This window comes from Undibacterium sp. Ji49W (assembly GCF_049340205.1).
Taxonomy (GTDB): Bacteria; Pseudomonadota; Gammaproteobacteria; order Burkholderiales; family Burkholderiaceae_D; genus Undibacterium.
The window spans coordinates 106,870-125,769 of the sequence record NZ_JBMPOW010000017.1; the positions used below are offsets into that span (position 1 = coordinate 106,870).

An 18,900-nucleotide genomic window follows, 5' to 3' on the forward strand; every position below is an offset into this window, starting at 1 on the left:
AGTAAATTTTCCTTCAGAGCAGTTCTCGCATGCTGCCATCGCTCAAAATAAGTGCGGCGTGGACACTTTTATTGAAAAATACCGGCTTTAAGGCACTGACATAGGCCTGTAACTGGTTGCGATAGACAGTTTCCTCTAAAGCCAATAACTGACGTTTGTAATCCAGCACCCATACCGTATCAGAAAAAACCACCACGCGGTCCAACCGCATCAATTTTTGGTCTACCAAAACATCCATTTCATTGCGTGCATACTCGAATCCAGCCCTATCGTAAAATTTCTGCAACTGTGTGTTCGCAAAAATACCTTCTGCCTGCTGCCGTATGGTCTGGGCGACGCTGGTCGCACAGGGTAACCAGGCGGCTATGGTCTCTGCTGCCGGCAACACCACTGGCCAGGGCTGGCCAGGATTGGTCAGACGTTCCATCAAAGTATGCAGGGCGATACCCTCAATCTGCTCGTCGCTGACGGTTTCTGGCTCCAGGTCCGCAACCGGCATGGCAGGCGGGTTAAACACAGCCAGGCTGAATTCTGCACTAGTATGACTACCTAAAGTCTGCATGCCTGCACCTGGGGTTTTCAGTTCTGCACCTTCCAGATAGCCATACCAGCTGGGGTTGGCCTGTTTCTTGCCGCTGACCACGCCACTGATGATCAATAATTGCCTGGCCCTGGTCATTGCGACGTAGAGCAGGTTCCAATTTTCCTGCATGGCCTGCCGTTCCTCCTGCAAAAACAAGTGGTCACGCGCGGCACCACGCTGGTCTTTCTTGCCAAAGACGGAGAAGTGACGTGTCTCCCCCTCTTGTAAAGGCCACTGGCACAGGACACCAATCTTGTCTTTCAGTGATTCGCTGTGATTGGTATCAAGCATCACCACGATATTTGCTTCCAGTCCCTTGGCGCTGTGTATGGTCAAAATGCGCAAGGCATCGGCCGCACTGTCCACTGCAGACTCATCCGGCGCATCACTGTCACCGGCACGGCGCAGGGCATGCAGAGCCGCGATAAATTTTGGCAGACTGGGGTAGCGTCCGCCATCCAGATTCAATGCCAGTTCAGTAAAGCTATGGATATTGCCTGTCACCTGTGAACGCTGCGCTGCCGGCACACACTGGGCATAGCGTTGCAGCACATCGCCCTGATGCAGGATGCGGTCCAGCAAATCATGTACCGGCAGATAGCGGGAAGCTTCCATCCATTGTTGCAGCAGGCTGCAGGCTCGCTGCAAACGCGGATTATCGTGGCTTGCATGTCCATGCCAGGCTTGCAGACGCTTCCACCAGGTTGTGCCATCTGCCTGGGCCATCAGCATCAGGTCGGCGTCACTGGCAGCCATGATGGGTGATTTCAGGACATGCGCCAGCGCCCGGTTATCCCCCGGCGTCATCAGAAAGCCCAGCAGGGCAATCAGGTCCAGCACCTCCAGCGCATCCAGCAAACCACCACGACGACTTGATACAAAGGGAATGCCCGCTTCCCGCAATGCTTTTTCATAGGCAGAAAGATGGGTGCGACGCTTGACCAGCAACATCACTTCCGACCACTGGAAAGTATCTGCTCCCTGCTGCGCACGCAGTTCCAGCAGAGTTTGTGCAAGCTGACGCCCTTCTTCATAGCGTTGCAGGTTTTCAGCCTCTTCCAGCGGGGTCGTCAGTGAATTACGTAAGGGGAAACGTCCTTTGGTCACAGCCACCATATCAGCATTGGCAGCATCGGCAGCATCGGGTGATGTGCCTTCGACGCTTGCGGTATCTATACCTATCAGTGGCAAACGCCAGACATCGCCGGTTTGATCAGACGCCGTAGTCTGCGCTGCAAACAGGGGGTTGCCGCGCATACTCAGGTTCAACATGCTGACGATTGCAGGTGCATTCCTGCGGGTCTGGTTGGTGCGCAAGACCCTGGCTCCCTGCTGTGCCAGCATGGTGCGGGCTGCGGTGAACACCCGTGGTTCGGCGCGCCGGAAACGATAAATCGATTGCTTGGGGTCACCCACAATAAATACCGTAGGCCGGGATGCATCATCACCATAGGCATACAACCATGCCTGCACGATATCCCACTGCAAAGGATTGGTATCCTGGAATTCATCCAGCAAGATATGCTTGTAGCGTGAATCCAGCCGGCTATGCAGATAGGCGGCATATTCATCATTACTCAACAAGCGATAGGCCTGCCATTCCAGGTCAGCAAAATCAAAAACCCGTTGGTCTGATTTCAAGTCCTGATAACAATCCAGATAAGCCGCACCGACCTTGAACAGAGCTTCATTGAGTTGCAGCACCATTTTTTCAGCGCTGCGTTTTTGCAGGGAATTCAATGCATCCACGATGGCCTGGCATTCATCTTCAAATGCCAGTACATGGTCTGGTCCCAGATGTTTGTCTATGGATACCAGCAATGCCTTACCTTTGGTATTGTGTGAACGTGCAGAACCACGGCTGTCAAAAAAGCCTGTACACAATAACTCAAACGCTGGCAATGACGGCCCTTCACTCAGCCCCTGTTCAATCTTGACTGCATTACCCTGATTCTGCTTCGAACCCTGTCCCAGAATCAGCGCCAGTTTGCTGATGCGGTCATACAGACCGGCATCTTCCCACAGGCTGAGACGGGCATCGCGGTAGGCATCGGCCCCGCATAAATCCTGCAACCATTGCAGCGGATCGCCAGCATCGGATGCCTGGTTTGATGCCCACCATTCTGCCCGTTTGTCCAGAAATGCTTCCAGCATTTCGCGGGCAGTAAAATCACCGATTTCCTGATACAGAAACAGCAGTGCTTCCCTGATCTCAATATGTTCTTCCCGGGCGATCATCTGCATCAACTGGCCATAGGCTTCACGCTGTATGTCGCCACTGGCTTCGACCAGGCTAAAGCCATGCGGCACACCGGAAGCCAGCGGTGCCAGTTGCAGCAAGCGCCCGAACCAGCTATGGAAAGTATCCATGGACAGGGATTGCGGGCTGGACAATACCTTTTCATACAGACTGCGCGCCAGCGGTATCAGTTGTGGCATTTCGGCTTCCTGTACGCCACGCTCTGCCAGCAATTGATGTACCTGGGCGATATCGGCCAAGGCCAGTTCATGCAGCAGGCTCATCAGGCGCTCACGCATTTCCTGCGCCGCTTTACGGGTAAAGGTAATGGCCAGCAGCTCTGCGGGTTCCGCGCCCGCCAGCAGCAGGCGCAACATGCGCGATACCAGCAGCCAGGTCTTGCCGCTACCGGCACAGGCTTCCACCACTACGCTATGGCGCGGATTGCAGGCAGCCCCCGTGAACTGTGCATGGCTAACCGCTGCACCGTCAATTTCATAGGCATGTGTAGCCTGGATGGTAGATGTGCTTGATGTGGCAGATGTGGCAGATGTCATGTCCGTCATTACCATGCTCCCTTACGACACAGACCACGCATCTCGCAATATTGACAGGCCTGCTCTACCCCATGAGCAGGCAAGGCTGCACCCTGCTGCAGGGCGGCCATGCTGTTCCTGATTGACTGCGCCAGCTCAGACACCCAGCGCTCAAAGTCGTCGGCATCGGTTTGTCCGGTTTTACCCTGACTCAGCTCCAGCGCGACATAGCTGGCAGAACTGACCGGCAATTCCGTCAGCAGGCCATAAAACGGTAACTGATGGTCTTCCCCATCTTTCAGGCGCTTGCGCAAATCATTGGCATTTTTTGTCTTGTAATCCAGCACAGCCAATTCACCACTCTGATGTTTGTCGATACGGTCTATACGCCCTTTCAGGGTCAGGCTCCCGCCTGACCATTCCAGCATTTTCTCCGCCTTGATTTCACCCATATCAAATTGCCAGCCATCGTCTTCACGCGCCTGCACCCAGGCAATGTAAGAAGGTATCACCTTTTCCCAGCGCACACTGTAGGCCAGTGCTGCCGGGCTTTTTTGCAGCACATCAGCAAAAAATTCAGAAGACACTGATCTTAACAAGGCTTCTTTGTCCACCTGGCCTTGCTCCTGGCCCTGCTCCTGCATGGCGGTTTTCAGCTGTTCATGAAAGCGCTTCAATATTGCATGCAGCCAGTCGCCATAATCCCGTTTTTCAGGCATGTCGGACAATTCATCCATGGCACTCAGCCCCAGCATGCGGCCGGCAAAAAACTGGTAAGGGCACACCACCAGACTGGTATAGCCACTGGCAGACAGGCTGGTTGGCAATAGTGCTGCGGCGGATGGTGCCGGCATTTGTTGCGGCAAAACTGGCAGGCACGTGACAGGCAAGGCCAGCGGCAGACTATCCAGCATAGCCTGCTGAGTTCTTTCCAGCGTCAGGCCCAGTTGTTCCAGCCAGGGGCTGACGGGATTGTGTTCGCCATTCAAACTGCCCTGCCAGGACAGCACCACATCGGTATTGCTTAACAGCAGTTCGGCAAAATCCCTCAACTGCTGTTGCTGACGGGATTCGCGTGTTTCCAGACCGCATTCACGCCGCACGGCGTTGGCAAAGAACAAGACCTCGCTGGCCTGAGACGGCAAGTGCCGGGCATCGGCGCCAACCAGCAAGACTGCATCAAAAGACCGCAGGCGGGCACCATTCAAAGGCAGCATCACTACCCGCTTGTCGGCATGGGTAACGACAAAGGGTGTGCTTTCCATTTGCAGACTCATCAGCGAGCGCCATTCTGCAAAAGTGAACCCGGCTTTCATGTCTTCACAAGACATCTGCATTTTTTGCAGTAGCTGGATAATCTGCGCGCCGGCAGGATCAGCCTGAAAGGCATTGAACATGGACAGATCAAAAAAAGACTGCAGGCTAAGCGCGCACCATTCCGGCAGGCTGCGACGACCTGTGAACTGATTCGCCTGCCTGGCAATCGCTCTCAGCCAGCGGCGCGCTGCCACCGTGTCCTGTGCCCCATCCAGCGCAGACAATACTGCCTCCCATCCACCCAGAATATTCGCGCGCCGCAGCACGCTTTCTATACGCATAACGATGTCAGCCTTGTCGCGGCTTTCGACATCAGCATCGGCTAATTCTGTATCCTGTTCACTGTCTTTCCAGATCACATAAGGTGATTTCAGAAAATCCAGCAGGGTCATGGTATCGGCACGTGTTGCCACCACTTCCAGCCAGGCGGCGATGGCGGCAGCAGCGCGGGTGGTTGACAGCTTCCAGCCAGTTTCATCGGCGACCATGATCTGTGCTCTTTCCAGTAGCGCACGCATGCGGCGCGACACCACCCTGTCCTGCGCCACCACGGCCACATTTTGCTTGCCCGCCTGCAGCCAGTTGATGATGGTCTGTGCGCCCTGTACGGCTTCATCTTCCAGCGAGGCGGCACAGCACAGACGTATATGCGAGGTATCCACATATTCCGTCAGGGCTTGCTGATGGCTGGGGCCGCCTGCATCCTGCAAACCCGGCCAGGCATGGTAATACGGTTGCGGCAGGGTTTCGGCGCGCCAGTCCAGCGTGCATTGCATGACAGTCTGGTTTTTTGCCCATGCCTGCAAAAACGCTGCTTCCATCGCATCTGGTGCTGTCGGGCTGATCCACAATAAAGGCTCGGCGGCCTGGCTGGCCAGTTGCATCAGGCGGCCATAGCGTTGCAGCATGGGGTCATTGCCATCCAGTTGCCCCTGCCAGACTGACCACACCAGTTGCGATTCTTCTGACAGCATGGCCTGCGCCGGTGCAGGCAACTGTGCCAGCGCCGCCTGCCATTCGCGTTCCAGCTTTGCCTTGTTGGCCGCAGTTCTATTGGTAGCACTGCCCTTGACCGCAAGCGGCAACAGGGCGGCGGTCAGTTCGTCAGACAGGGTCAACAGAGTCTGTGCCAGCGGCAATAAATCAGTATTGCTGCGCGCCCCGAATAATTTCTTCAACCATGGGTGTTGCCGCAATTCGGCATATAAACCCATCAAACGCTCACTGGCATCTGTACCTGGCTGGCCCTGGCTATCGGGCGCCTGCATTTCAAGCAGAGCAAACAGGGTATGGATACGTGGCGGAATAAAATTCCCCTGCAAACTGGCACCCAATGCCCTTAGCAGCGAATTGGCATGCTGGTAAGTAGGCACCACTATCCGCACGGCGGAATAATCACGTCCCTGCTCCAGTCCCCAGCCCTCGGCCCTGGCCATACGCAGGAAGGCTTGTGCAAGCCGGGGCCAAAAATCAGGAGAAGCAGGAATCAGTTCGGGTGGACGCAGCATAGAGAGGGTAGTAATAAGTACAGTAATAAGCAAAGATGAATTTTGTCTGTAGAGCAAGTATACTATGCGACAGCATAGGCAATTTAGCTGCGGGCATCACACTTTATTTAAAAATAGGTTATTATCACCGCATAGCCAGCCACGCCCGACTCTTGTTGTAGTCATGCTGATACACTGTTCAATACCATTGAATTCGTGATTATCACCCCCAGATTCATACCAGAATGCGGCGCTGTTCGATAGACCGACATTCAGTGGCGCTGTTACCCCCTTAATTTTTCCCTCTCGTTGAGGATTCCATGAGCGAAAACATCAAATATGTAAGCGATGCTTCATTCGAAGCTGACGTAATCAATTCCAATGTACCAGTCCTGGTCGATTTCTGGGCCGAATGGTGTGGCCCTTGCAAGATGATCGCCCCTATCCTGGAAGAAGTTGCCAAAGAATACAATGGCAAAATCATCGTTGCCAAGATGGACGTTGATGCCAACCAGGCTGTTCCAGCCAAATTCGGCATTCGTGGCATCCCTACCCTGATTTTGTTTAAAAATGGTACTGCTGCAGCGCAAAAAGTTGGCGCGCTGGCAAAAGGGCAATTAACCACTTTCATTGACAGTAATATTTAAGGTATTATCACGGTCTGAAGCAAACACCGTAAGTAAAAGAACTAAAAGAACTTTACTTACGGCGCTTGCATGTGAAATACAGCTTCGCGGTAATTACCCATTACCCGGTTGCGATTAATTTAGACCCGAGTTCAAACTAAAATTTAAACCACGACAGAACTTCTTTCTATCCTGTTTATTCTGTAGTTCCTCCGCTCACTCCCCCACCTCATAATCCCATCCCGGGACACTCACCATGCATCTATCTGAATTAAAGGCCTTACACGTATCCGCTTTGCTGGAGATGGCCATCGGACTCGATATCGATAACGCTGCGCGTATGCGCAAGCAGGAATTGATGTTCGCGATCCTGAAAAAACGTGCAAAATCAGGCGAACAAATTTTTGGCGATGGCGCCCTTGAAGTATTGCCTGATGGCTTTGGCTTCCTGCGCTCGCCCGATGCCAGCTATATGGCATCCACTGACGATATCTATATTTCCCCTTCTCAAATCCGCCGTTTCAACCTGCACACTGGCGATTCGATAGAAGGTGAAGTACGCACTCCCAAAGATGGTGAGCGCTATTTTGCACTGGTGAAGGTGGACAAGGTCAACGGCGAATCGCCGGAAGCGTCCAAGCACCGCATCCTGTTTGAAAACCTGACACCGTTGCACCCGAACAAGGTATTGACACTCGAACGCGAAATGCGCGGCGAAGAAAATACCACCGGCCGCATCATCGACATGATTGCCCCTATCGGTCGTGGCCAACGCGGTTTGCTGGTGGCATCACCCAAATCCGGTAAATCCGTCATGCTGCAACACGTAGCACACGCGATCACCACCAATCATCCTGATGTTACTTTGATCGTTTTGCTGATCGACGAACGTCCGGAAGAAGTAACAGAAATGCAGCGTTCCGTACGCGGTGAAGTGGTTGCATCGACTTTCGATGAACCCGCCACCCGTCACGTACAAGTCGCTGAAATGGTGCTGGAAAAAGCCAAGCGCCTGGTCGAAATGAAAAAAGACGTGGTCATCCTGCTGGATTCCATCACCCGTCTGGCGCGCGCCTACAATACCGTCATCCCTGCATCTGGCAAGGTACTGACCGGTGGTGTGGATGCCAATGCGCTGCAACGTCCAAAACGCTTCTTCGGTGCTGCACGTAATGTCGAAGAAGGTGGTTCCCTGACCATTATCGCCACGGCACTGATCGAAACCGGCAGCCGTATGGATGATGTGATCTACGAAGAATTCAAAGGCACAGGCAATATGGAAGTCCACCTGGAACGCCGCCTTGCCGAAAAACGCGTCTATCCAGCCATCAACCTCAACAAATCCGGCACCCGTCGTGAAGAATTGCTGATCAAGCCGGATCAGCTGCAGAAGATCTGGATCTTGCGCAAATTGCTGTATAGCATGGATGAAATCGAAGCGATGGAGTTCATCCTCGACAAGATGAAGGCCACGAAAAACAACGCAGAGTTCTTTGAAATGATGCGTCGGGGCGGATAAGTTCCCCTCCTGTTTTTGGGCTGACAAGCCGTCACTTTTGTGACGGCTTTTTTTATGAGCGTTACCTATATGACAACAATTCACTTTCCCCTTTGCTTGTCACGGCATCGAGTCACCCACCCATTTGCCTTCAGGCACTAGTCCACTTGGCGGATAGGCATTAGCTCTGATCGCTTCTACACTTGATCATAATCAGTTTGTCGGAGATCGGTGATGGCGAAATTAAATGTACTTGGCTTACTGGAAAATCATGCCTTATTCCATAATATTACGGCCATAGAACTAAGCGAATTGCAAAAAGAAGTCGGCAAGATCGATCTTGCCAAAGGTCTGACCTTGTTTCGCAAGGGCGATATCGCCGAACATACCTATATCGTTGTATTCGGACTCATCAAACTCAGCATCCCGTCACCACAGGGAAACGACAAAGTTCTGGAATTAATACGTCCTGGCCAAAGCTTCGGTGAAGCCATGATGTTCCTGGATGAACCTTATCCGTTCCACGCAGAAGCACTGGAAAGCACCTTGCTACTCAAGATACCAAGGAAAGCACTACTGCAATTGCTTGACAGGTCCCCGGCGATTTCGCGCCAGATGATGGCGGGTCTGTCTTTTCGCCTGCTCGGATTTATCCGTAATGTTGAGCGCTATTCCCTACAGAATGCGTCGCAAAGAGTTATCGACTACCTGCTACAGACATCAGCAATGCAAAGCACGAATGAGGTCCGGCTGGAGTTGAAAAAACATCTGGTGGCATCCTTGCTCAACCTGACACCCGAAACCTTATCCCGCGTCCTGCACCAACTGCGCGATGAAAACCTGATCAAGGTTTGTGGCTCGACGATACATATAGGCTCGGCAGATGCCTTGAAGTCATACCAGCAAAACGTACCTGCGTTGCATTGAATCCCCTACCCCCATGATGTGAGCGGGTGTGCGCAGATATTTTGCGACCAGCAATAGAAAGAAAATGATGACAACACAAACACAGACCGGCGAAATTGAGATTTCCGAAGAATTGATACGACGCTTTGACAAGGCTGGTCCACGCTACACTTCATACCCAACCGCAGACCGTTTCAATAATAGTTTTAACGAACAAAGCTATATCCACTATCTCGAAGAACGCAAGTCAGGTACTGGCAATCCGCTGCTGTCGCTCTATTTTCACCTGCCATTCTGTGAGTCACTCTGTTATTTTTGCGCATGTAATAAAATCATCACCAAAGACCATAGCCGGACCACAGAATATCTGCGTTATCTGGAAAAAGAAATCGAACTTGTGGCTGCCAGAATTGGCCCCGACCGCATGACCGGGCAATTGCATCTGGGCGGTGGGACACCAACTTTTTTCAGTGGCGACGAATTGCGCCAATTGATGCGCATCATACGCAAGCATTTTCAGTTTACTGATGATGCCGAACTGGGGGTAGAAATTGATCCACGCACCGTCAAGCCAGCAACCCTGGCATTGTTGGCAGAACTGGGGTTTAACCGGAACAGTTTTGGCGTGCAGGATTTTGACCCGGCAGTGCAACAGGCAGTGAACCGGATACAGCCATTCGACATGGTTGAGGCGGCGATTACAGAAAGCCGGAAAACCCATTTTAAATCGGTCAATGCGGATCTCATCTACGGCTTGCCCAAGCAAAACCTGGCAAGTTTTGAACGTACTCTGGATAGCCTGATCGCTTTGGCACCGGACCGGATTGCACTCTATAACTATGCCCATCTCCCCAGTCGCTTCAAGGCACAACGACAAATCATTGCAAGTGACTTGCCGTCAGCCGAAGATCGCCTGCAAATCTTTATGATGTCAACACGGCGCTTGCTGGATGCTGGCTACGTGTATATCGGCCTGGATCATTTCGCCAAACCGGATGATGAATTAAACAAGGCACAGCTGGACCAAAGTTTACATAGAAACTTCCAGGGGTATACAACCCGCGCTGATTGTGATCTGATTGGTTTTGGAGTATCTGCAATCAGTAAAGTAGGCAATTCATATTGCCAGGCCGTGCGGACGATCAAGGAATATTATCACCTGCTTGATGAAGACCGCCTGCCAGTAGAAAGAGGTATAGAAGTCGATAAAGATGATCTGTTGCGTCGCGAGATCATCATGCGCCTGATGTGCAGCATGCCACTGCATATTGCAGATATTGAGCAAAGCCACCAGATTGAATTTCCTGCTTATTTTTCCGAAGAAATTGCGCAATTGCGCCAATATGAAGAAGTTGGATTCCTCACCATCACGCCAACAACGATCAGCGTAACATCCAAGGGTCGCTTATTCGTTCGTGCCATTGCCATGGTATTTGATAAATACCTAAAAAAAGTAACGACTGCGACTTATTCCAAACTGATTTAAGGAACTTCTTCGGGCTTATCGCGCAACAGTTTTCAGCAACACTATCGTCACCAGAAAAGAGGCATTGGTAACAGCCAGCATGGCATGCGGTAAATCGGCGGCAAGATATAGCAGGTCGTCGGCCCGCATGGTTTTGTTTCCGGCTTCCAATCCAACTTGCAGATCGCCGGACAGGCATTGTATGGTGATGGGGCCATTAACCTGATGTGAAGGCAGGCTCTTTCCTTCTGCCAAATTCATGTGTATGACTTCAAGATGCGTGTCTTTAAACAAGGCGTGAGCGGGTAGCATCAAGAATTGCTCATCAGGCGCAATCAAGTTGGTCATTTCCCCTGAGCGTAAATGGGGTGTAGCCATTTCATTTCTCCTCGCATTGCAATCAGGTATCAGGGATTGAAATTATGTGATCAGCTTACCGCATTGAAAGAGACTGAATCCAGGCTTTTGCTATCGACAGCATCCAACATGGGTCAGCCTCTTCAACTCAATTTATTGGGGCTTACGCAAAACCGCCCCCACTGCGTTGCAGCTCCTTGCCGTACTATTCGTATTGTCTTCGTCGCTGCGGTGTAGTCGGGGTTTCGGACAGCATGCTGTCTGCCGACGTAATGAACCTCCCCTGCCGGGGAGGTTTCCTTAGGCGTTAGCCTTGTTGGGACAATTTTGCGTAAGTCCTGTTTATGTTGTTACATGAAAATCAATAATAACCTCTCCGGGCTCATTGGAAACATAAGCCATTTTTACAGCATTACCATAATGATGATCGATTTGCGCCAGCAGCGGCAAAGGATTATGGTCATTGCAAAAACGCATGGTTTCCCCTGGTTTTAATGCAGACAAGGCACCAAAGATTGCTGCATGGCGAAAACGCTTGGCAACGCCACGCGCATCAAATTCATAGACACCTTCGGCAACAACAGGAATAGAACAATCATGAGCCATGGCAGGACTCCTTTCAATATAGATCAAATTAATTAGGACTTACGCAAAATCGCCCCAGCTGCGTTGCAGCTACTAGCCGTACTATTCGTACTGTCTTCGTCGCTACGCCTTGCTGGGGCGATTTTGCGTAAGTCCTATTGATAAAAAAGGGGAAGGGCCATTTCTGCCCCCCCTTGAACGAACGACTAAGCTTTGTTAGATGCTTTGGCGTAGGCAATATCGGCAAGACGGGTTTGTGTACGTTTCTTACCAGTCAGCAAACGCAATGCAAACACTGCTAGGCAAACGACACCAATCGAAAATACGATGTCGCCGGGAACCCGCATCCAGACCAGGGTTTCCATGAAATGCGAGTGGATGACCTCTGGTGAACGTGCATACCACATGCCTTTGGTGATACTTGCCACAGCCTGATAAATTCCTGCTGGCACCAGCGACATAAACACCATCATTGCCAGCCCTATATTGAGCAGCCAGAACATCGCTTGCAATAACTTGTCTGACCAAACAGCACGATCAGACAAACCCCGCAAGCAGAACAGCAACAGCCCGATACCAAGCATGCCATAGACGCCAAACAGTGCAGCATGACCATGCGCAGCTGTCATGTTCAGACCTTGCATGTAATACAGGGCAATCGGCGTATTGATAGAGAAGCCAAGCAAGCCTGCACCAACGGTGTTCCAGAACCCTACTGCAATAAAGCACAGTATCGACCATTTGTACGCTTGCACCCAGGGCGCAGCTTTTGAACGTTGATAGTTACGGAAAGCTTCCACACCTATCATTGCCAGTGGTACCACTTCCAGCGCCGAGAACATGGCACCTATGGCAATAACAAAAGTAGGTGTTCCTGTGAAATACAAATGGTGCAGCGTTCCCAAAATTCCACCGAACAGGAAAACAATCGTTTCCAGAATAATCGCACTGTTCGCCGTTGCTGCACGTATCAAGCCAAGGCGGGTAAACAACAAGGCAATGACTGCGGTAGCGAACACCTCAAAGAAGCCTTCTACCCACAGATGCACCAACCACCAGCGCCAGTACTCGATCATCGAATAATGCGTGTGTGGTCCCCAGGTCAGCGATGTGGCATAAAAAGCACCTATACACATCGCAGCCAGAAATACCATTGCAATCAAGCCACGGCTCTCAGACGGTTTTTTCAGTGCGGGCAATAAGCCACGTCCCAGCAAGGTCACCCAGAACAGCAAGCCGATGAATAAAAGTATTTGCCAGACCCGGCCCATGCTGGTGAATTCCAGTCCCTGATTACCGATCCAGAAACTGAATTCATTGCCTTTGTGTTGCAGACTACCCAACCAGCCAAATGCGGTAGAACCAACAACAATAAAGAGCAAGGCATAGAACAGGACATTCACACCCAGCTTTTGAAACTTCGGTTCATGACCTGAAATTGCAGGCGCTATATACAGCCCCGTCGCCAGCCAGGCAGTGGCAATCCACAACACGGCAAATTGGGTATGTATCGTGCGACTGACAGTAAATGGAAGAATGTCTGCCAGAGGAAAGCCAAAGAAACTATGTCCTTCAACAGCATAATGGGCAGTAATCACACCCATGCCAACTTGCGCCAATATCAGGCCAATGACAACATAAAAATATTTCCTGGTTGCCTGCATGGACGGCGTTGGCTTCAGGTCAAACAGGGGATCGGCTTTGGGTGGCACCGGATCAGCTTCTTCCTTGCTGATGGAATGATAAAAAATCATGCCTGCAATGGCAGCAATCATCAGTATGATACTGGCGACAGACCAGATACCTGCACCGGCAGTCGGCGTGTTATCCACCAGCGGTTCATGTGGCCAATTGCTGGTATAACTCAGATCAGCAGCACCCGGCCTGTCAGTGGCAGCCGCCCATGCAGACCAAAAAAAGAATGCAGGCAGTGCTTGCAAATCCTTCGGGTCTGGCAAGGTTCCGCGATTCATCGCATATTGTTCACGCAGTTTTTCCAGTGAAGGATCGTTACCGAACAGGGCAATATAATGCTGGGCAACCTGCTGGATTGCCTTTGCACGTTCGGCACTGACGATAATCGCATCGCTAGCGGAGTTATAGGTATTGCGCCGCATTTCGTCTTTCAATCGCGCTTTCAACTCTGCCTGACGTCCCTGGCCCAGTTGATCAAACGATGTCTGTGATTCTTTTTGCGCCCATATTTCCAGCAAGGCCAGCGATTCGCGATGCAGCCAATCGGCAGACCAGTCTGGTGCTACATAACTGCCGTGCCCCCATACCGTACCCAATTGCTGCCCACCAGCAGACAGCCAGGATTCCTGACCACGCTGGACCTGACCTTCTGAAAATAAGACAGTGCCTTCGGCACTGACAACTTGTTTGGGGATAGGCGGCGCAGTCAGATAAATTTCTGTGCCTACCCAGCCCAAGACGGCAAAAGACAAGACACAGATGACGGCGAGCCAAGTCCAGAGTTTACGCGTGGCATGCATGGCGTGTTTCCTTATTGGTGAATTGAAAGAGTTTGCTGACCCAAGCTTGATTCACCTGATGTGATTCTGTTGATGAAGCAAGCTTGATTCATTAAAGATTCATTTTATATACACGTATTTAAAGATACAAACAAAATGAATGTTTAATGTAAAACCCTTGATGAAGATCAAATTTTCCGGATAAGTCAGGCAAGGAGTGTAAACATCTATACTATATATATCTTAATAGATCTTAATAGATCATAGAGAGATGGCGCTGCCACAGACCATCTACTCTCAATTGTATTGACAGGCTTTTGGACTCGACATGAGATTAACCGCATTTACCGACTACACATTGCGCACCCTGATTTATCTGGCACAACATAAGGATAGACTGGTGACCATCCAGGAAATTGCAGAGCTGCACAACATTTCAAAGAGCCACCTGACCAAGGTTGTCCATCAATTGGGAATGTCAAATAAAGTGGAAACCATACGTGGACGTCATGGTGGTTTGAAACTGAATCTGCCACCAGAAAAAATCAATATCGGTGACGTGGTGCGCAATACCGAATCCGATTTTTATATGGCCGAGTGTTTTGACCGCAATAGCAACACTTGTACCTATGCTGATGCATGCAATTTAAAAGGGGTGCTAAGCAAAGCAACCGCTTCGTATCTCTCTGTGCTTGATGCCGTAACACTGGCAGATTTTGTTCCGGTTACGCAAAAAAATAGTACCGGGAAAATACAGATTTTCCCCGCCAGTAAAGAAAAACGAAAATAAAGCCCAGCACGGGACAGGACAGCAAACCCATTTCAACGACATACATCAACAAATGCCAGAAAAATGATCCCTTCCCGGGAAAACCTCTGCCTTCTTATTGCAAATCAAGGATTTTTGAGAAATACACCAGTATTGTGAGTATCGACGATATTTTGTCTCCCAAAGTTTCCGACCTTCACATAAAAAGGTGCTCATATGAAAGACATGCTCAGAGGATTCTCTGCTTCCGTAGCCTCACGGATACTATGCGTTTCCCTCTTCCTGACTTTGTCAGCGCATGCCGCAGACGTTAAAAGCGGCAAAGCTTCCAGCGATTTTGGCCCCCCTCAAGGCAAACCCATTCACGCAGTGCTCACCAGCCCGCCTAATGTACCGCCACTAATACACCGCAACTATCCGGCAAAAGTCATTGTCGAACTAGAGGTTGTGGAGAAGGAAATGGCTATTTCCGAAGGTGTGAAGTATATGTTCTGGACCTTTGGTGGCACTGTTCCCGGTAGTTTCATCCGCGTACGCCAGGGTGACACCGTGGAATTCCACCTGAAAAACCATCCCAGCAGCAAAATGCCACACAACATCGATCTGCACGGTGTGACTGGCCCTGGCGGTGGTGCATCATCCAGTTTCACCGCGCCGGGCCATGAATCACAATTTACATTCAAGGCACTCAATGAAGGCATCTATGTATATCACTGCGCAACGGCACCTGTCGGCATGCACGTTGCCAACGGCATGTATGGCCTGATCCTTGTTGAACCACCACAGGGCTTGACACCTGTAGACCATGAATACTATGTCATGCAAGGCGATTTCTACACTACGGGAAAATACCGTGAAAAAGGCTACCAGCCCTTCGACATGGAAAAAGCCATAGATGAAAAACCGACCTATGTCTTGTTCAACGGTGCCGAAGGTTCCATGACGGGTGACAAGGCATTGACTGCAAAGACAGATGAAAAAATTCGCTTGTTTGTCGGCAATGGTGGACCTAACCTGGTGTCAAGCTTCCATGTGATTGGTGCTATCTTCGATAAAGTACGTTTTGAGGGCGGTAGCAATTTCCAAAAAAATGTACAAACTACACTCATCCCGGCTGGTGGAGCTGCTGTTGTTGAATACCAGACCAAAGTGCCTGGCAGCTATGTACTGGTTGATCACTCTATTTTCCGCGCATTCAATAAGGGTGCACTGGCCATCATGAAAGTGGATGGCCCTGCCAAGAAAGATATCTATTCAGGTAAAGAGCTGGATTCAGTTTATCTGGGTGATCGTGCACAAGCCAATCTGGCAGCAGTCAGTACCGCGACCAAGGCTGCTGAAAGCGGTACGCTGACGGTACAGGATCAGGTGAATGCGGGTGGGCAATTGTTCGCAGGTACCTGTTCTGTCTGCCATCAGGCCAATGGCGCGGGTCTGCCCGGTGTCTTCCCTCCGCTGGCGCAATCAGACTATCTCAATGCTGATCCACAAAGATCAATCGGCGTGCTGTTACGCGGCTTGACTGGCAAAGTCACCGTCAATGGGAAAGAGTTTGATTCCGTCATGCCTGCCATGAATCAATTGAATGATGATGAAGTTGCCAATATCCTGACCTATGTATTGAATAGCTGGGGTAACAAAGGTGGCCGCGTGCAAGCCAGTGACGTCAAGACAGAACGCGCCAGGGCCGTACCGGTAAAGGCAGCGGCACATTAATCACATCATCAATACGATCAAATGAGCGGTATTCACTTCATGGCGGCTATGACAAATTGGTGCAGGTGCGAAAGCAAATCAACATATAGGCAGGTTTTGTTGAGTGCAGTTTTTTTGCTCTCTGCACCAGCCGCCAATGCAACTGATTATGTAACGATTCCCGGTGGCCAGCTCGCCAGTGTATTGTCAGGGCCTGACGTTAAAGACAAGGCAAAAATCAAGCCCTTCTCAATGCGTGTCAGTCCCGTCACCAATGGTGAATACCAGCAATTTCTGCAAACACAACCTGAATGGCAGAGAGATCAGGTACCCTCTATTTTTGCTGACGCCAGCTACCTGCACTCATGGGCATCGCCAGGAGAAACTGGTGATATGCAAAAATTGACGCGTGCAGTCACCAGCGTCAGTTGGCATGCAGCACAGGCTTTTTGCGAGTCTGAAAATGCGCGATTGCCCAGTTGGTATGAATGGGAACTGGTCGCCGCAGCAGACGAACAACATGCCGATGCCCGCAGTGATCCTGCATGGAGGGCACACATACTTTCCTGGTATTCAGAATCGTCGGATCAGTCGTCAAACAAAATCAGCCATGCACCCAATTATTATGGCGTCAAAGATATACACGGCGTGATATGGGAATGGGTCAGCGACTTTAATGCCTTGCTGATCAGCGCTGACAGTCGCACCCAGGGTGATCCGGACAAATTGCAATTCTGTGGTGCCGGGGCCATCAGTCTGCAAAACAAAGAAAACTATGCCATCTTGATGCGGGTCGCCTTGCTGTCTTCGCTGACTGGTGCCAGCACCACCGACAATCTTGGATTCCGGTGCGCCCGGGATGGAATGGAAGAAAGAAAATGAAAATGAAACTAGCATTGAATATACGCAGAACAATTGCTGCCACGTCCATCCTCTTCCTGTGTGCGTTTAATGCGCAGGCAGGCACCGTTGAACCAACAAAACCCGCAAAACAAACACAGGCTTTTCCGGGTGATTCGGTGTACCAATTGCCGATCACACTTGAAAACCAGCAAGGCAATAAATTCAAACTGGCGAGCCAGGCAGGAAATATCGTGATCACCAGCATGTTCTATAACTCATGCGAATATGTATGCCCCATGCTGATAGACACGATAAGGATGTTAGAGAAAAAACTCGATGAAAAAGAAAAATCCCGTTTGTCCATCTTGCTGGTGACACTTGATCCAGCCAGGGATAATGTCACTACCTTACAATCCATTGCAAAAACGCGGGAGCTTGACAAACAGCATTGGGTATTGGCACGCACCAGTGAAAAATCCGTCCGGCAATTGGCCGCCGTATTGAATATCCAGTATCGCCAAATGGAAAGTGGTGAATTCAACCATACTAGCGCCCTGATTTTACTGGATAAAAATGGTCGCATTCTCGCCCGTAGCGGCACCTTGGGAACCGTGGATGACGAATTTTTAAAGACAATAAAATCGGCACTCAACAACTAGTGGACTGTAACAGTTGAAACAGAAGTGAAAGACGCTTGCCCGGCGATCAGGGCAAGGCAAGGTTAACACTTGGGCGTAGCGATAGTGAACTATCGCGAGCATTTGCAACGCAGCCATGATCGTCGCGCAAGTGGAAGACACTCTATTTCAACTGTTACAGTCCACTAGAGTACTAATCACACACCTTAAATCATTACCCAATAGTTCCCCAAAAAAAGCCAGGCACTGATTTCAGTGCCTGGCTTTTTTCATCAACTGCTTTACATTTCACCCGCGTACTTGCTCATCCGATTTTTCTTTGTGGATTTTTTTGGACTGGTGGTTTTCAGCATGCTGAATGACATGTTGTTCAGCCGCACTGACGTGTCCATTTTTGGCGACAACAGCCTCTTTATGTTCGACCCGGGCCTGCCCCTTTTCGAGTTTGGCGACTTCATGATTGGTCAGATCACCGTTCGTGACGCCGTTTGCTATACGCTGTTGCTGGCTCACATTTCTTTGCACATCGGCCTGCATGCGTTTGCTGGATACGGAATTCGGGTTGCCGGTTTGCACATCATGTTTTTCCGCACGAATATCGGCACTGGCCTTGTTCTGCATTCTGTCAATTTTTGCTTTTTCGCCAGCGCTCAATTTGCCGTCTTTGAGGGCTTTATGTTCTTCCTGCGCTATCGCAGTCTGTTCACGCTCCAGCTTGCCAGCTTCTTTGGTCGTCAACTGGCCTGTCTTCAAACCATCTTCTATTCGTGTTTGCTGACTGACATTGCGCTGTACATCAGTGCTGACGCTTTGGGCATATACAGAGCCCGTCAACAAACCTGCTAATAACAAAGGGATAAATGTCGTTTTCATGATGAAGTC

Annotated in this window: 14 protein-coding genes; 8 read left to right on the forward strand and 6 right to left on the reverse strand. The window is 50.5% G+C overall.

Translation table 11 applies throughout. The features are described from left to right. Nucleotides 1-13: 13 nt before the first annotated feature. The gene (locus ACO0LK_RS20275; protein ID WP_422978230.1) at nucleotides 14-3,388 is read right to left on the reverse strand and encodes a UvrD-helicase domain-containing protein; all 3,375 of its coding nucleotides are present in this window, start codon (nucleotides 3,386-3,388) and stop codon (nucleotides 14-16) included. Then, on the reverse strand, nucleotides 3,388-6,183 hold the full coding sequence (locus tag ACO0LK_RS20280) for a PD-(D/E)XK nuclease family protein (RefSeq protein WP_422978232.1): 2,796 nt from the start codon (nucleotides 6,181-6,183) through the stop codon (nucleotides 3,388-3,390). The genes ACO0LK_RS20275 and ACO0LK_RS20280 overlap by 1 nt, the downstream gene beginning before the upstream one ends. Before the next feature lie 299 nt (nucleotides 6,184-6,482). Between ACO0LK_RS20280 and trxA the strand changes: the two genes are divergently transcribed. The 4 genes from trxA (at nucleotide 6,483) to hemN (ending at nucleotide 10,678) form a co-directional block, all read left to right on the forward strand. Then, entirely contained in the window at nucleotides 6,483-6,809 is a 327-nt protein-coding gene (trxA, locus tag ACO0LK_RS20285) for a thioredoxin TrxA (RefSeq protein ID WP_186948515.1), read from the forward strand. A gap of 235 nt (nucleotides 6,810-7,044) precedes the next feature. Continuing rightward, nucleotides 7,045-8,307, forward strand: a complete 1,263-nt coding sequence (gene rho / locus ACO0LK_RS20290) for a transcription termination factor Rho (protein ID WP_110257254.1) — start codon at nucleotides 7,045-7,047, stop codon at nucleotides 8,305-8,307. 213 nt (nucleotides 8,308-8,520) lie between these two features. Continuing rightward, a complete protein-coding gene (locus tag ACO0LK_RS20295) occupies nucleotides 8,521-9,213 on the forward strand; it encodes a Crp/Fnr family transcriptional regulator (protein ID WP_422978234.1) in 693 nt (230 codons plus the stop codon). 67 nt (nucleotides 9,214-9,280) lie between these two features. After that, on the forward strand, nucleotides 9,281-10,678 hold the full coding sequence (hemN, locus tag ACO0LK_RS20300) for an oxygen-independent coproporphyrinogen III oxidase (RefSeq protein WP_422978236.1): 1,398 nt from the start codon (nucleotides 9,281-9,283) through the stop codon (nucleotides 10,676-10,678). Between the two features lie 15 nt (nucleotides 10,679-10,693). Here the strand turns inward: hemN and ACO0LK_RS20305 are convergent, their stop codons facing one another. The 3 genes from ACO0LK_RS20305 to ACO0LK_RS20315 form a co-directional block, all read right to left on the reverse strand. After that, entirely contained in the window at nucleotides 10,694-11,035 is a 342-nt protein-coding gene (locus ACO0LK_RS20305; RefSeq protein WP_422978238.1) for a hypothetical protein, read from the reverse strand. 321 nt (nucleotides 11,036-11,356) lie between these two features. After that, nucleotides 11,357-11,620 (reverse strand): DUF2249 domain-containing protein, encoded by a 264-nt coding sequence (locus tag ACO0LK_RS20310; protein ID WP_422978240.1) that lies wholly within the window; start codon nucleotides 11,618-11,620, stop codon nucleotides 11,357-11,359. Between the two features lie 185 nt (nucleotides 11,621-11,805). Further along, a complete protein-coding gene (locus ACO0LK_RS20315) occupies nucleotides 11,806-14,094 on the reverse strand; it encodes a nitric-oxide reductase large subunit (protein ID WP_422978242.1) in 2,289 nt (762 codons plus the stop codon). A 307-nt stretch (nucleotides 14,095-14,401) separates the two neighbouring features. On the opposite strand from ACO0LK_RS20315, the gene ACO0LK_RS20320 reads away from it, so the two are divergent. The 4 genes from ACO0LK_RS20320 to ACO0LK_RS20335 all read left to right on the forward strand — a co-directional run bounded on the left by ACO0LK_RS20320 (nucleotide 14,402) and on the right by ACO0LK_RS20335 (nucleotide 18,039). After that, the gene (locus ACO0LK_RS20320) at nucleotides 14,402-14,863 is read left to right on the forward strand and encodes an RrF2 family transcriptional regulator (RefSeq protein WP_422978244.1); all 462 of its coding nucleotides are present in this window, start codon (nucleotides 14,402-14,404) and stop codon (nucleotides 14,861-14,863) included. Between the two features lie 195 nt (nucleotides 14,864-15,058). Continuing rightward, the gene (nirK, locus tag ACO0LK_RS20325; protein WP_422978246.1) at nucleotides 15,059-16,558 is read left to right on the forward strand and encodes a copper-containing nitrite reductase; all 1,500 of its coding nucleotides are present in this window, start codon (nucleotides 15,059-15,061) and stop codon (nucleotides 16,556-16,558) included. Between the two features lie 39 nt (nucleotides 16,559-16,597). Then, the gene (locus ACO0LK_RS20330) at nucleotides 16,598-17,419 is read left to right on the forward strand and encodes a formylglycine-generating enzyme family protein (RefSeq protein WP_422978248.1); all 822 of its coding nucleotides are present in this window, start codon (nucleotides 16,598-16,600) and stop codon (nucleotides 17,417-17,419) included. After that, on the forward strand, nucleotides 17,416-18,039 hold the full coding sequence (locus ACO0LK_RS20335) for an SCO family protein (RefSeq protein WP_422978250.1): 624 nt from the start codon (nucleotides 17,416-17,418) through the stop codon (nucleotides 18,037-18,039). The genes ACO0LK_RS20330 and ACO0LK_RS20335 overlap by 4 nt, the downstream gene beginning before the upstream one ends. Nucleotides 18,040-18,306: 267 nt before the next feature. Here the strand turns inward: ACO0LK_RS20335 and ACO0LK_RS20340 are convergent, their stop codons facing one another. Further along, entirely contained in the window at nucleotides 18,307-18,891 is a 585-nt protein-coding gene (locus ACO0LK_RS20340) for a hypothetical protein (protein ID WP_422978252.1), read from the reverse strand. Nucleotides 18,892-18,900 lie beyond the last annotated feature (9 nt).